Genomic DNA, 14,459 nt, shown 5'->3' on the forward strand with positions numbered 1-14,459 from the left:
CAGGGCCGCGCCCACGATCCACAGCGCGACGCCGAACCAGTCACCGGACAGCAGCCGTACCCCCGCATAGCCGGCGAGCGCGAACGAGCAGAGGAGCAGCAGCAGTTGGAAGGGGCTGCCGAGCGGGAGGCGACGCGGCATCACAGGTCTCCGAAGGTCAGTCGGGCCACCCACTTGGTGTTGAGCACACCGGGTGCGGCGGGGACGATGATCCGCGCCGGGTATCCGTGGTCGGGGGACAGATCCTCGCCGTTGACCTGAAGGGCGAGCAGGGAGCGTCCGTCGGCCACCTGGTTGGCGCGCAGCGCCGCACGGCGGAAGGCGCCGTGCCGTTGCAGGGACGTGACGAGCACGTCCGGCGCCGCGTCCTGGTAGCCGACGAGCGCCGCGAGGTCCCGCAGCCGCACCCCGCGCCACCACTGGTCGGCGGTGGACCAGCCCTCCACGCAGGCGATGGGCAACGAGGAGCTGTGCAGGGGCAGTCGGAGCAGGTCGGCGCGGCTGAGCCGGACGGTGCCGGTGCGGCCGGTGACCACGAGCCGCCACGCGTCCTGGTGGGTGTCGGCCGGGGTGATCCCGGCGTACACGGCCGTCTTGTTGATCTGGAAGCCGTTCGGGCCGCCGCCGGGGTCGGCCGTGCCGTGCGGTGCGAGCAGGGCCGTACGGCGGAAGGGGCCGCCCAGGCTCTGCCCGACCGTGGTCAGGAACAGCAGCAGCGAGCCGCCGCCGACCAGGCCCAGGGCGCCGCGCCGGGAGACGGTGGGCGGGGCGGGACGCGGGGAGGCGAGGTCGGTCTCCTTGGGCGGCCAGGAGGCCGGCTCGGTCTCCTGGGGCGGCGGGGAAACCGGGACGGCGTCCTCGGATTCGGGTGAGCGCCGCCGTACGGCTCTCACGGCAGCCGGTGCCTTCAGCACGACGTGGGCCACGAACGCGGCGAAGAAGACCCAGGCGCCGTAGAAGTGCAGCGGATAGAAGGAGCCCGGGAAGACGTAGTCCAGCTGGACGTTGAGCACCCCGGTGGTGAACTCGAACAGGCCGCCGCCGACCAGCAGCACCAGCGAGAGCCGCTCCAGGGCGTGGGTGAGCGAGCGGGCCGGCGGCAGGGCGAACAGCCTCGGCACGACCGACCACAGCTTGGCCAGCAGGACGGGGACCAGGGTGATGCCGAGTGTGACATGGAGGCCCTGGGTGAAGCGGTACAGCCACACCGGGCCGGTCGGCCAGGGGAAGAGGTAGAAGCCGAGGAGCCCCTTGTCCGGGGTGGTGTCGTTGACCGGGGACAGGTCCGGGTTGTAGGCGGCGTAGGACACCAGGCCGGTCAGGAACAGCACCGTGATGCCGGCCAGCAGGACGAGGCCGAGCACGGAGGTGAACCAGGTGCCGCGCAGCGGACTGCGCCAGAAGCCGGGAGAGGTGGGAAGCCGGGGATGGTCGCGCATAGGCCGACCGTAGGCCGGGGGACCCCGCTTCCGGCGGCTGCGACCGATGACGAAACGCTGACGTCCGGCCCGGCCGGGCGCCCCGGGCCGCCCGCTCGGCCTAGCGTGCCGCTGTGACTCGCTCCCTGCGCCGCGACCTGTACGCCGCCGCTGCCGCCGTCGCGCTGGTGACGGCCGCCGTGCTGGCCGGCCGTCGCATCCAGTTCACCCGGCACACCCTGTTCGTGCACTGGCCGCCGCTGTTCGCCGACTGGGACCCGCATGCGGGCCCCGGTACCCCCGCGGCGCTCGCCGTGGCCGTGGCCGTCGTCGCGTACGGCCCTGCCCTCGCCGACCGGCTGCCCTGGCGGACGCTGCTCGCCGCCGCCTGGGCGAGCGCCACCGCCTGGATCCTGTCCCTGGCGCTGGTCGACGGCTGGCAGCGGGGCGTGGCCGGCCGGCTGACCACCCGTGAGGAGTACCTGCGGGTCATCGGCCGCTTCCACGACATCCCGGCCGCCCTGGGGGACTTCACCCGGCACATCGTCAGCGGCGGCCCCGACCCCTGGCCCGCCCATGTCGCCGGCCATCCCCCGGCCGCCACGCTCACCTTCGTCCTGCTGGACCGGGCCGGGCTGCGCGGCGGCGGCTGGGCCGGCACCTGGTGTGTGCTGGTCGGCGCGACGGGCTGTGTGGCGGTGCTGGTCGCGCTGCGCGCGCTGACCGGCGAGAGCCTCGCCCGGCGGGCCGCGCCCTTCCTGGTGCTGGCGCCGGCCGCGGTGTGGCAGGGCGTCTCGGCCGACGGGTACTTCGCGGCCGTCGCCGCCTGGGCCGTGGCACTGCTTGCGCTCGCGCTGACCCGGGGATCGCTCGGGGCGGCCGCGGGATCGGGGTTGCTGTTCGGGCTGACCTGCTATCTCTCGTACGGCCTGACGCTGTTCGCGCTGCTCGGCGCGGCGGTGCTGGTACTGGCCCGGCACGGGCTGCGCCGCCGTCGGGTCCTGCTGCCGGCGCTGCTCGCCGGACTGGCGGTGTTCCCGCTGGTGTTCACGCTCGCGGGCTTCGCCTGGTGGGACGGCTACCACCTGCTGATCACCCGCTACTACCAGGGCGTCGGCGGCACCCGCCCGTACGGCTACTGGGTGTGGGCCAACCTCGCCTGCACGGCGATCCTCACCGGCCCGGCCACGGCGGCGGGGCTACGGCGCACCGGTGCCGTCCTGCTCCGGCGCGAGGGCACCGGGGCCGGCCCGGACGGGGCGCAGACCCGCCTCGCGCTCCTGGTCTGCGCCGCTCTGCTCGCCCTGCTGATCGCCGACCTGTCGGGCATGAGCAAGGCGGAGACGGAACGGATCTGGCTGCCCTTCGCGCTGTGGCTGCTTCCGGCGTGCGCGCTCCTGAGCCACCGGCGCGGCTGGCTCACCGCCCAGGCCGTGCTCGCGCTGCTGATCAACCATCTGCTGCTGACGGGCTGGTGAGGCCGACCCCGACCTCTTTACCTATGTTGACATAGGTATATCGACGTACTTATTCTCGGCGTATGTCCCAGCCCAGGGCGTCCGCCCAGGACCTCGCCGCCATGGCGTCGAGCCTGGTGTCGTGCCTGCCCGCGCTGGCCCGGGCCATCGAGCGCCAGGTCGACCTGGACTATCCGCACCCCAAACCCTCGGAGGCGCAGCTCGCGCTGCTGCGGCACGTGGACACCCACGAAGGGGTCACCGTGCGCGTCGCGGCCGAGGCCCTGCTGATGAAGCCGAACAACGTCAGCGCCCTGGTCACGCAGCTGACCGAGCAGGGGCTGCTGGAGCGGCGGCCGGACCCCGCCGACAAGCGCGTCGCCCATCTGCACCTCACGCCGCTGGCCCGGCACCGCATCGCCGAGGTCAAGGACCTCATGGGCGCCCATGTCGTACGGGCGCTGCACGCTCTGACCGACGGCGAACAGGACGCCCTCGGCTCCGCCCTGGGCGCACTCGCCTCGCTCGAGCGGAATCTGCACAGCCGCGCCGTCTGATCCGGCGCACGGCGTCCCGCCGGGGCGTCGTGCGCTCGTCCGCGCGCTGCCTCTCCCCCAAGCTCCGGCCCGGCCGCTCCTCAGCCGGTCGCCTCGGCGTTGCCCGGCCATTCCTCGGCCGGCCGCCTCCCCACGCCTCGGCGTTCCCCGGGCGGGCCCCGCCCGTCCGTCGTTCTCGCCCGACCCACGAAGGACAGACATGCCCTCCGTCACCTCCGCCGCCCCGCCGACCCCCGGCGCGGCCGCGAACCAGCCCCGCGGCAGGCGGGCCAACCCCTGGCTGACCCTCGTCGCCGTCGCCTTCGGCCTGTTCATGGTCGGCCTCGACGGCTCGGTCGTCTCGATCGCCAACCCCGAGATCGGCCGGGACCTGCACGCGTCCACCGCCGATCTGCAATGGGTGACCAACGCCTATCTGCTGGCCCTCGCCGCCGCCCTGATCCTCGGCGGCAAGCTCGGCGACCGGTTCGGGCGCCGCACCTTGTACCTGACCGGCGTCGCCGGGTTCACCGTGGCGTCCGTGGCCATCGGGCTGTCCGGATCCATCACGGGTGTCATCGTCTTCCGCGCCGTCCAGGGCTTCTTCGGCGCCCTGCTGATGCCGAACACCCTCGGCATGCTGCGGGCGGTGTTCCCGCCGAGGAAGTTCGGCATGGCGGTCGGCATCTGGGCCATGGTCTCCGCCGTCTCCACCGCCCTCGGCCCCATCGTCGGCGGTCTGCTCGTGCAGCACGTCGACTGGGAGTCCGTCTTCTTCGTCAACGCCCCCATCGGCGTCGTCGCGCTCGTCTTCAGCGGCGCCGTGCTGCCGCAGAGCAGGAACACGGCAGCCGCACAGGAGAAGTTCGACATCACCGGCGTCGTGCTGCTGGCCCTCGGGCTGCTCGCCCTCGTGTTCGGCGTCGTCAAGGGCCAGGCGTGGGGCTGGACTTCGGGCGGCACCCTGGGTGCCATCGCGGCCGGCCTGGTGATCCTGGCGGTCTTCGGCGTCCACGAGACCCGTGTCGCGGCACCGCTGCTGCCGATGCGTCTGTTCCGCAGCCCGGCGCTGGCCATCGGCACCCTCATCACCGCGCTGAACTTCTTCGTCCTGCTCGGCGTGATCTTCTTCGTCATGCTGTATCTCCAGAACGTACGCGGCTTCTCCCCCGTCGAGGCCGGGGTGCGCACCCTGCCGCTGAGCCTGGCCTCGGTGGTGGCCTCCCCGCTCGGCGCGGCGCTGACCGACCGGTTCGGGCCCCGGCTCACCATGCCCCTCGGCATGGCCCTCCAGGCCGCCGCCTGCTTCACCATGCTCGGCTGGAGCGCGCACTCCTCGTACACCGCGATGTGGCCGCCGTTCGTCGCGCTCGGCCTGGGTGTCGGGATGGTGATGTCGTCCTCCTCCGACGCGATCGTCGGCAACGCCCCCGTCCGGGACGCCGGTGTGGCGGGCGGTCTCCAGGCGACGGCCCTTCAGATCGGCGGCGCGCTCGGCACCTCCGTGCTGGTCTCGCTCATCGGCAGCCGGGTGGGCTCCACCCTCGCCGGCGAACTGGTCTCCGCCGGTGTCCCCGCCGGTGCGGCCCAGCGCCTGACCGGGGCGCGGGACGCCGTCGCCATGGGGGTCGCCCCGGTCTCCGGCGAGCTGCCGGACCGGCTCGGGGCGGCCGTCGCCGAGGGCAGCCACCAGGCGTTCATGAACGGCGTGCACACCTCCGTGCTGGTCGCCGGTGTGCTGTGTGTCGCCGGTGCCCTGCTCGCGGTGACCGGCGTGCGGCGCGCCCCCGAGCCGGCCGGCCACTGAGCGCGGCGGCATCGCTTCCGGCTCCGACGGAAGCAGGGTGGGACCGAAGTGGTCTTCCCGCTCATGCCGCAGGAACTCACCGATCTCCGCCTGGTCGGCACCCCCCGATGCCGCTGAACCGCCGCCGTCTCCCACCTTGCGGGGGCGCCGCGGCTTTCGTGGCCGGCCGCGGTCCCTGCGCGCGGTGCTCACGCTTGCCCGTCGTTGGTGTCCCGGAAGCTGGGGGCAAGGCGCTCGCTCTGGTGGCCTGGCGCGTCGGCTCCGCAGGGTCGGAAGCGGGCGAGGTAGGCCGGGCTCGGGCCGCGGCGCTCGGTCAGGTGGAGGCCGGCGGCGTCGGCGAGCCGGTGGAGTCGGCCGAAGGGCATCCAGTGCCGGTCGAAGAACTCGCCGATCACCAGCCGCCCGCCTGGTGCCAGCACCCGTGCCGCCTCGCGCAGCACCCGATCCGGCTCGGGGATCTCGCCGAGCGCGGTCACGGCGTACACGGCGTCGAATGTCCCGTCGGCGTAGGGCAGTTCACGTGCATCCGAGCGGGTGGGCCTGATCGTCGCCAGGCCGTCGCGCTCGGCGCGGCCCATCACGTGGTCGAGCATCTCCTGCTGGATGTCGAGCACATCGAGCCGTCCCTCCGGCCCGAGCTGCGGAGCGACGTGCAGCGACTGCAGGCCGGTCCCCGGGCCGATCTCCAGCATCCGCTCCCCCGGTCGCGGCCGCAGTACGGCGTCCATCCGGCCGGCGGTCAGGAACGGCAACGGCACGTCGAGGAGGCCGCGTTGGGCGTACGGATAGGGCGCGGTGTCGCCCAGCCACCAGGCAGCGGCCAGCGCGGCGCCCGCGCCGGCGGCGACCGCCCAACGGGTCCGGGCCGGGATCGGGGCGAGGGGGGCGGGGGTGATGCGATGCACGGTGTTCTCCAGTGGATCGATTCGGTCCGTGGTACGTAGTCGGGCGGCCGGCGTCACGCGGGCCGGCTCAGCGCCCGCAGCGCCAGCCGGCCGCACAGCGCGGCGAGCGGCAGCTCGGCGCCGAGCGCCATGGCGACCGCGGTGGCGAAGTCGCCGCCCGGGGCCGCGGTCGTGGTGTCGAACCAGGCGTCCACCACAAGCAGCGTCGCGGTCGCGGCGGCTGCCAGGGCGTGCCGCCGGTCGCCGCCGGCGGCGAGGAGGCCGGTGGCGATCAGGCCGAGCGCTTCCAGGGCGTCGAGCCCGACCCAGGCGACCGGCCAGTGCGCCGCGGTCGCGGTGGCCGGCAGGCCGGTGGCTACCGCGTACAGCCACGGCAGCAGGGCGAGCCCGCAGGCGAGCAGCAGCCACCCGGCCCGACGCATGCCCCGTGCCGGGCGCGGCTCCTCCGCCTCTTCGTGGAGCGGGATGACGTCGGCGCGGTCCAAGCCCTCGGCACCGGCCCATTCGTCGTTGCACAACACCAGTTGACGCATCGTCTTTCCCCGCTCCCGGCCGGCTCTCCTCTTCACGTGCTCCACCCTCGGCCGCACACCAGGGCGCCGTCAGTCACGCAGGGTTCCGACCCGGGGTGGAGACAAGTGCACCCCCGAACCGGGCGGGAGCGTCATGGCACGGGGATGGCCTGCGGCTTTACCGTTTGACGCATGCAACTCACGACGTGGCTGCACCTGGTGCTGGGCCGGCCGTTCCGCAGGGCGGGACACCGGACCGCGCTCGTCGCCGCCGGCCTGCCGCTCCACCTCGCCGTGGTGCCACTGTGGCTCTGGCTGCTCGGCACGATGGCGGCGTGGGTAAGCGCGCCCGGCGCGGTAGCCGTGACTCCGCTGCCCGTGCTGCTCACGCTCGTGGTGACACCCCTGCTGACCGCCGGGCAGCGGCGGCGCTACCGGGCGCTCGTCGGCAAGGAGCTCCCGCGCCCCGCCGTACCCGGGCCGGGACGCACGTGGAAGTCGGCGGTGCGCCGGCTGACCACGCGGGCCCTGTGGCGGCAGGTCTGCTACCACGCCGTGGCGGGTCCGCTGTTCGCCTTCCTGGACCTTGCCGTCCTCGCCGTCTGGGCCGCCGCTCTCGTGGCCGCCTCCCTCTACGTGTGGATCTGGGTGCTGCCCCCGCAGTGGCGGGGCACCGGCTTCGGGTACACCACGCAGGCCGCGTACATCACCGCCGGCGGCCTCGCCCTGCTGTTCCTCGAGCCCCGGCTGACCGGCGCTCTGGTGCGGCTGGAGACCCGGGCGGCCGAGGCCCTGCTCGGCCCCAGCCGCACGGAGAAGCTGGCCCGCCGGGTCGCCGACCTCGCCGAGAGCCGGGCCGGCGTGCTCGACGCCGCCGACGCCGAGCGGCGGCGGATCGAGCGCGACCTGCACGACGGCGCGCAGCAGCGCCTCGTCTCACTCGCCGTCAACCTGGGCCTGGCCAGGTCCACCCTCGGCGACCTGCCGGAGGACGCCCGCAAGGTGATCGACGAGGCGCACCGCGAGGCGAAGGAGGCGATCGCCGAGCTGAACAACCTGGTGCGCGGCCTGCATCCGGCCGTCCTTGAGGACCGCGGCCTCGACGCCGCGCTGTCCGGGGTCGCCGCCCGCCTCCCGATCCCGGTGCGCGTGGCGGTGGACCTGCCGCAGCGCCCCTCACCCACGGTCGAGGCCGTCGCGTACTTCGTGGTCTCCGAAGCCCTGACCAACGTGGTCAAACACGCCCAGGCGACCCGGGCGGACGTGACCGTGGAGCGGATCGGGGAGACACTGCTGGTCGTCGTCGCGGACGACGGCGCGGGCGGCGCGGATCTCGCGGCGGCCGACGGTACCGGGCTCGCCGGGCTCGCCAAGCGCGTCGCGTCCGTCGACGGCACGTTCTCCTGCCGCAGCCCCGTCGGGGGCCCGACCGTCATCACCGTGGAGCTGCCGTGCGTGCCGTGATCGCCGAGGATTCCCTTTTGCTGCGCATCGGCGTGGTCAAGGTGCTGGAGGCGGCCGGCTTCGAGATGTGCGCGCAAGTCGCCGACGCCGAAGGGCTGCTGGCAGCCGTCGAGGAGCATCGGCCCGACATCGCCGTGGTCGACGTGCGCATGCCGCCCGGCTTCACCGACGAGGGAGTGCGCGCCGCGCTGGTGATCCGCCGCCAGTACCCGCGTACCGCCGTGCTCCTGCTGTCGCAGTACGTGGAGGAGCGGTACGCCGCCGATCTGCTCGCCGCCAACACCTGGGGCGTCGGCTATCTGCTCAAGCAACGGGTCGCCGACGTCGAGGAGTTCGCCGAGGCGGTACGCCGGGTGGCGGCCGGCGGCACCGCGCTCGACCCGCAGGTCGTCGCGCAACTGCTGGTGCGCCGGCACAGCGATCCGCTCGACCGGCTGACACCGCGCGAGCGGGAGGTGCTGGAGCTGATGGCGGGCGGCCGGTCCAACTCCGGTATCGCCGCCGAGCTGGTCGTGAGCGAGAGCGCGGTCGCCAAGCACATCAACAGCATCTTCACCAAGCTCGACCTGCCCAAGGCCGACGCCGACCACCGCCGCGTCCTGGCGGTGCTGCGCTTCCTGGGCGTTGCGACCGCATAGTGCGCGATCACGCCGCATGCCCGACTCCACCTTGCGAGCACCTTCCTCCGAACTGCTGCTGACCAGGCCGGCGTCCTAGGGCCATTCTTTCGGATCAGGTCGGCTGCGGTGGCGGTGCCTTCTCGGCCGACCCGAGCGGGGTCTGGTGCGTGCAGATGCAAGGCGGAGGAGGGAGTCGACGCGGAGCGTCGGCGAGGGACGACAACGCAGCAGATGTGCGTGCCAGGGCCCGCGACGCCGGCAAGATCCGAAAGAGAGGCCCTAAGTCAGGGCGAAGTAGCGCAGCCACACATAGGCCAGCGAGACCGTCACCGTGGCGGCAGTGACGATCAGGCCGTGCCGGGTGAACTGCCAGAAGGAGATGGGCTGGCGGTTGCGTTCGGCGATGCCGAGCACGACGACGTTGGCCGAGGCGCCGATCGCGGTGGCGTTGCCGCCCAGATCGGCGCCGAGCGTGAGGGCCCACCACAGGACGTGGTGGCCGCTGCCGCCCATGTCGTGGACCAGCCCGGAGGTGATCGGCGCCATGGTCGCGACGTACGGGATGTTGTCCACGACGCCGGACAGCACCGCCGAGCCGCCGAGCAGGGTCAGCGCGCCGCCCTGTCGGCTGCCGCCGATCAGGTCCGCCAGCCCGCGGGAGACCTCGTCGATCACCCCGGTGCCGATCAGCCCGCCGATCATGACGAACAGGCCCGCGAAGAAGGCCAGCGTGGGCCACTCCACCTCGGCGAGGACGTCGTTGGTCTCGACCGCGGAGACGGCGACCAGCAGACCGGCGCCGAGCAGGGCGACCACGCTGGGCTCGTAGTGCAGCACCGGGTGGAGCACGAAGCCGGCCACGACCAGGGCGAGGACGGCCAGCCCCTGGATCAGCAGCCGGGGGTCCCGGATGGCCTCGCGCTCCTCCAGTTCCATGATCTCGGCGGCGCGTTCGGCGTCGTAGCCGAGCGCGCCGCGGAACATGATCCGGCACAGCAGGAGCAGCACGAGCAGCAGCAGGACGGCGAGCGGGGCCAGGTGGACGACGAAGTCGTTGAAGGTCAGGCCGGCCCGGCTGCCGATGATGATGTTGGGCGGGTCACCGACCAGGGTCGCGGTGCCGCCGATGTTGGCGGCCATGACCTCGGCGATGAGGAACGGCGCCGAGGACAGCGCGAGGCGTTCGCACACCAGCAGGGTGACCGGCGCGATCAGCAGCACGGTGGTGACGTTGTCCAGCAGGGCCGAGGCGAGGGCGGTGAGGACCACGAGCATCGCGAGGACCCGGAAGGGCCGGGCGTGGGACCGCTTGACCGCCCAGATCGCCAGGTACTCGAACATGCCGGTCTTCTTGAGCACGCCGACGATCGTCATCATGCCGAGCAGCAGGAAGATGACGTTCCAGTCGATGCCCGACTCCTGGGAGTAGAACGCCGAGACGTCGTCGGTGGCGCCGATGGCGAGCATCAGACCCGCGCCGCCCAGGGCCACGGCGACCCGGTGGATCTTCTCGCTGATGATCAGAACGTACGCGCCGACGAAGACGGCGATCGCGGCCCAGCCGTGCCAGTCGCTCACAGTGCTCCGGTTGCTGCTCGTGCCTGAGGGGAGCAAGGGATGGAAGAGACATCTGTCCCCTGCTCGCCGACCAGACTTCCCGGCACACCGGAGCGAACCTTACCGGCCCTTGATGCGTCTTTGACAAGCCCCTGACGCGCCGTCCGTTCAGGAGGCGGCGAGCAGCAGCCGGTCCAGAAGCCGGGACGCGGTGATCACGCCGAGCAGCCGGCGTCCGGCCCCGTCGCCGTCCACGACCGCCACCAGCGGGCTGCGCACCCGCGCCATCAGCGCGGCGACCTCCAGCGCGGTCGCGTCGGGCTCGGCCACCGGCGGCGCGGGCACGCTCCGGGACAGGCAGTCGCGGACCGTACGGCCCTCCAGCGCCCGGCACAGCCGGTCGGCATGGCGTTCGTCCACCACGGCGGCCAGCGTGGGGTCCTCGAGCACATACGCCGGTACCAGAGTCTTGATCATCTGCGAGGCCGGGAGGACCGCCTGCGGCGCGCCCTGCTCGTCCAGGACCAACAGGGCCGGCAGCCGGTGCTCGGCCATCAGCCGTGCCGCGGCGGTCGCGTCGGTGTCGACGCCCACGGTCTCGTACTCCACTGCCAGGTCTCGTGCCCGCACGTCGGCTCCCGTTCCGCTGTGTGTCCCGCGGCCATTGTGCGGCAGCGCGGCCGGGCCGCCGGCGTCCCGGGTGCGCCTACAGGCGGATGACGAGCAGCGCCGTGTCGTCCGTGGCGCCGGCGGCCGGGAGCAGGTCGAGCAGGAGTGCCGCGGCCAGCTCCTCGGGTCCGAGCGCGCGGTGGGCGGCGAGGGAGCGGGCGAGCCGGGCGAAGCCGGCCTCCAGGTCCTCGCCGCGGCGTTCGACCAGCCCGTCCGTGTACAGCACGAGGGTGTCTCCCCCGGCGAAGGCCAGCTCGGCCTGCGGGCGGCGGACGTGGTCGGGGTGGGCGCCGAGCGGCGGGTCGGTGGCCTCGTCCAGGAACACCACGGTGCCGTCCGCGCACAGCAGTGCGGGCGGGGGATGACCGGCGCTGCTGTAGGTGAGGGTGCGGCCGTCCCAGTCGATGTGCACGGACACCACGGTGGTGGACTCGGCGCCCTCGACCGAGCGGGCGTACAGGTCGAGTACGTCCAGGGCCTGGGCGGGGCCCGCCGAGACCCGGGAGGCCGCGCTCAGGGCACTGCGCAGCTGGCCCATGACGCACGCGGCGGCCAGGCCGTGCCCGACGACGTCGCCGACCGCCGCCTGCATGCAGGCACCGGCCAGCTCGACCAGGTCGTACCAGTCGCCGCACACGTTCAGCGCGCCGACCGCGGGCCGGTAGCGCACCGCGATCTGCTCGTGGTCCGTCAGCGGTGGGGCGGGGAGCATGGCGTCCTGGAGGGCGAGGGCGATCTCGCGTTCCCGGGCGTGGGCCCGGCGCAGGCGTTCGTTGACCTCCTGGAGCTCCCGGGACCTGGTGTACAGCTCCGCCTCCAGCACCCGGGCCCGGTCGCCCACCGCGCGGCCCCGGGCCCGGAGCAGCTCCGTGACCTCCTCCACCCGGTGCACCAGCAGGATCACCCGGCCGTCGGTGTCCAGGACCGGTGCGTTGATCGGGCTCCAGTACCGCTCCTCCCACTCGCCGGGGTGCTCCCGCGACTCGACGTCGTAGCGCTGAAGGGCCATGGTGTCCCGCTCGCCCGTGGCCAGGACCCGGCGCAGCGACGCCTCCAGGTTGCGGGCTCCGCTGGCCCCGGCGTCGGTGGGGTTGTCGGGGAACACGTCGAACAGATAGTGGCCGATGAGGTCCTCGCGGGCGCGGCCGGAGTGGCGCAGGAAGTCCTCGTTCGCGTCCAGGTAGACCAGGTCCGGCGTGAGCAGCGCGACCATGCCCGGCAGTGCCTCGAACACCGCCCGGTAGTCGATGCGCGCCTCGCTCACGGTCACGGCCCGCTCCCTCGCAGTGGCAGCCGCGGGGACGCAGCGCCCCGGTGGCACGGCACCGCGCGCCCACGGACGGGCACGGCCACACCGTACGCCGCCTCCGGCACCGGGCGCATTTCGAGGCGGGCGGGACAGCGGTGCGCGGCTGGGGGCGAGGGAAGCGGCAGCGGGTCTTCCGCGGGCCGGACGGCCCCGGGTACGGCCCCACCGCCCGGAAGCGGCAGCCGCACGAGGGGCGGCGCCCAGCCCTCGCTCCCCTATGCCTGGGAGGCTGGCGGCAGGGCGGCCCGGACAGCATGGGCACCCCCGCTCGTCCGCCGGGCGGCATGCTCGCCCGGCACACCCCGCACACCGAGACGGACCGGCTGGTGACCGAACTGCGGTACGCGCGGGCCGAGTTCCGGTAGCCGCGGGTGCGCCCGCCGGGCTGCTCGAGGGCCGCCGTCGCTGTGCCCGGCCCGCACGGGGTCAGGCGGACGGGACCGTGATCTCCCGCTTGAGGATCTTGCCGCTCGGGCCCAGCGGCAGCGCCTCGGTCAGCCAGACCCGCCGCGGGTACTTGTAGGCGGCGACCCGCTCCCGGACGAACTCCCGGAGTTCCTCGGGCTCCGCCTGGGCTCCCGGGCGCAGCACGACCGCCGCCGCCACCTCCTCGCCGAGCCGGGCGTCCGGCACACCGAGGACGGCGGCGAGGGCGACGGCGGGGTGCTCGTGCAGGACCTCCTCGATCTCGCGCGGGTAGACGTTGTAGCCGCCGCGGATGATGAGGTCCTTCTTCCGGTCGACGATGAACAGATAGCCGTCCTCGTCCTGGCGGGCCAGGTCGCCGGTGCGCAGCCAGCCGTCGGGGACGGCCTCGGCGGTCTCCGCGGGCAGGTTCCAGTACCCCTTCATCAGGTTCGGTCCGCGTACGGCCAGTTCGCCGACCTCTCCGGGGGCCACGTCCCGGCCGGTGTCGTCGAGCAGCCGTATCTCGACGTCGCGGATGGGCGTGCCGATGGAGCCGGGCTTGCGCGGGCGGTCGAGGTGGTTGAAGGTGACGACCGGGCTGGTCTCGGACATGCCGAAGCCCTCCAGCACGACGCAGCCGAAGCGCCGTTCGAAGCCGTGCAGGATCTCCACGGGCAGCGAGGCGCCGCCCGAGATGCACTGGCGCAGACTGGACACGTCGGCCTCGGCCGCGGCGGGGTGCTGGAGCAGCGCGGCGTACATGGTGGGCACGCCCTCGAAGACGGTCGCCCGGTGGCGGGCGATGGCGTCGAGCACGGTCGGCGGGTCGAAGCGGGGTATGAGGACGAGCGCCGCGCCGCTGCGGACGGCGACGTTCATCGTGCAGGTCTGCCCGAAGATGTGGAACAGCGGCAGACAGCCGACGATCACGTCCTCATCCGTCACCCGCTGGACGTCGGTGACATTGACCTCGGTGTTGTGGCGGATCCCGGCGTGGGTGAGCGCGGCGCCCTTGGGGCGGCCGGTGGTGCCCGAGGTGTAGAGCAGCACGGCGATGTCGTCGGCGGCCGTGTCCGCCACCTCGGGCCGGGGCTGACGGGCCGCCAGTTCGGCGGCGAGGGCGACGGGTTCGACCGCGAGGCGCCGTACACCGGCGGCGGCCGCGCCCGCGGCGCCCTCGCCGGGCGCCTGGTGCCATTCGAGGAGCAGCACGGCGCCGGAGTCCCGCAGGTGGAACTCGGCCTCGCGCTCCTTGAGCAGCGGGTTCATCGGGACGACGATGGCGCCGGCGCGCAGCACGCCGTAGTAGAAGACGACGAACTCGGGCACGTTCGGCAGCATCAGCGCGACCCGGTCGCCCGGGCGCACGCCCTCCGCCTCCAGCAGGGTGGCGGCCTGGGCGGTCAGCCGGTCGAGTTCGGCGTAGGTGAGGGCCGTCGTGCCCAGCAGCAGCGCCGGCCGGTCGGGCAGCCGTCGGGCCGTCTCGACCAGGAACTCCGCCAGATTGGCCATGATCACTCCTCGCAACCGTGCTCTCGGCGCTCACGGCCCCCGCCGGAAACGCTCACGGCATCGTGGCGTGCGCGGACACGGGCGTCCATATGGCGGAGCCCACAGTGCGCCGAACGCGAACAGCGCCCGGTGCGTCCGGCGGGCGCGAACTGCCGTGTCGCGGCGGCCGGTCGGGGACGGCGCCCGCGGTGGGACGGCGTGCCGGGGTGCGGGAGCGGGATCCGGAGGGGGCTGTACCGCGTGGTCCGTTGCGTCCGCCCGTGGGGTCGATCAGGGTTCGGCGGG

The 14,459-nt window shown here is 73.6% G+C and carries 13 protein-coding genes; 6 read left to right on the forward strand and 7 right to left on the reverse strand.

The window, feature by feature from the left end:
- Window positions 1-140: 140 nt before the first annotated feature.
- Window positions 141-1,439: a molybdopterin-dependent oxidoreductase gene (locus ACWCV9_RS00950; RefSeq protein WP_450783471.1), complete on the reverse strand. Its 1,299-nt coding sequence runs from the start codon at window positions 1,437-1,439 to the stop codon at window positions 141-143.
- 113 nt (window positions 1,440-1,552) lie between these two features.
- On the opposite strand from ACWCV9_RS00950, the gene ACWCV9_RS00955 reads away from it, so the two are divergent.
- The 3 genes from ACWCV9_RS00955 (at window position 1,553) to ACWCV9_RS00965 (ending at window position 5,218) form a co-directional block, all read left to right on the forward strand.
- A complete protein-coding gene (locus ACWCV9_RS00955) occupies window positions 1,553-2,896 on the forward strand; it encodes a hypothetical protein (protein ID WP_450783472.1) in 1,344 nt (447 codons plus the stop codon).
- 62 nt (window positions 2,897-2,958) lie between these two features.
- Entirely contained in the window at window positions 2,959-3,432 is a 474-nt protein-coding gene (locus tag ACWCV9_RS00960; RefSeq protein ID WP_450783473.1) for a MarR family winged helix-turn-helix transcriptional regulator, read from the forward strand.
- 199 nt (window positions 3,433-3,631) lie between these two features.
- Window positions 3,632-5,218 (forward strand): MFS transporter, encoded by a 1,587-nt coding sequence (locus ACWCV9_RS00965; protein WP_450783475.1) that lies wholly within the window; start codon window positions 3,632-3,634, stop codon window positions 5,216-5,218.
- 188 nt (window positions 5,219-5,406) lie between these two features.
- On the opposite strand, the gene ACWCV9_RS00970 is transcribed toward ACWCV9_RS00965, so the two are convergent.
- Together ACWCV9_RS00970 and ACWCV9_RS00975 are read right to left on the reverse strand one after the other, a co-directional pair.
- Window positions 5,407-6,123, reverse strand: a complete 717-nt coding sequence (locus ACWCV9_RS00970; protein WP_450783477.1) for a class I SAM-dependent methyltransferase — start codon at window positions 6,121-6,123, stop codon at window positions 5,407-5,409.
- A gap of 53 nt (window positions 6,124-6,176) precedes the next feature.
- Window positions 6,177-6,656, reverse strand: a complete 480-nt coding sequence (locus ACWCV9_RS00975; protein WP_450783479.1) for a hypothetical protein — start codon at window positions 6,654-6,656, stop codon at window positions 6,177-6,179.
- 171 nt (window positions 6,657-6,827) lie between these two features.
- Here ACWCV9_RS00975 and ACWCV9_RS00980 point away from each other — a divergent pair, with 171 nt between their 5' ends.
- Complete coding sequence (locus ACWCV9_RS00980) at window positions 6,828-8,099, forward strand: histidine kinase (protein WP_450783480.1); 1,272 nt, start codon at window positions 6,828-6,830, stop codon at window positions 8,097-8,099.
- Complete coding sequence (locus ACWCV9_RS00985) at window positions 8,087-8,737, forward strand: response regulator transcription factor (protein WP_450783481.1); 651 nt, start codon at window positions 8,087-8,089, stop codon at window positions 8,735-8,737. The genes ACWCV9_RS00980 and ACWCV9_RS00985 overlap by 13 nt, the downstream gene beginning before the upstream one ends.
- Before the next feature lie 261 nt (window positions 8,738-8,998).
- Here the strand turns inward: ACWCV9_RS00985 and ACWCV9_RS00990 are convergent, their stop codons facing one another.
- The 3 genes from ACWCV9_RS00990 to ACWCV9_RS01000 form a co-directional block, all read right to left on the reverse strand.
- Complete coding sequence (locus tag ACWCV9_RS00990) at window positions 8,999-10,297, reverse strand: SLC13 family permease (RefSeq protein ID WP_450783482.1); 1,299 nt, start codon at window positions 10,295-10,297, stop codon at window positions 8,999-9,001.
- A gap of 147 nt (window positions 10,298-10,444) precedes the next feature.
- Entirely contained in the window at window positions 10,445-10,906 is a 462-nt protein-coding gene (locus tag ACWCV9_RS00995) for a CBS domain-containing protein (RefSeq protein WP_450783483.1), read from the reverse strand.
- A gap of 76 nt (window positions 10,907-10,982) precedes the next feature.
- Complete coding sequence (locus tag ACWCV9_RS01000) at window positions 10,983-12,209, reverse strand: PP2C family protein-serine/threonine phosphatase (RefSeq protein WP_450784217.1); 1,227 nt, start codon at window positions 12,207-12,209, stop codon at window positions 10,983-10,985.
- A gap of 50 nt (window positions 12,210-12,259) precedes the next feature.
- Between ACWCV9_RS01000 and ACWCV9_RS01005 the strand changes: the two genes are divergently transcribed.
- Window positions 12,260-12,619 (forward strand): hypothetical protein, encoded by a 360-nt coding sequence (locus ACWCV9_RS01005; RefSeq protein ID WP_450783484.1) that lies wholly within the window; start codon window positions 12,260-12,262, stop codon window positions 12,617-12,619.
- A 61-nt stretch (window positions 12,620-12,680) separates the two neighbouring features.
- Here ACWCV9_RS01005 and ACWCV9_RS01010 read toward each other — a convergent pair whose 3' ends face one another.
- Window positions 12,681-14,174: a long-chain-fatty-acid--CoA ligase gene (locus ACWCV9_RS01010; RefSeq protein WP_450783485.1), complete on the reverse strand. Its 1,494-nt coding sequence runs from the start codon at window positions 14,172-14,174 to the stop codon at window positions 12,681-12,683.
- Window positions 14,175-14,459 lie beyond the last annotated feature (285 nt).

Source organism: Streptomyces sp. NPDC001606 (assembly GCF_053596835.1).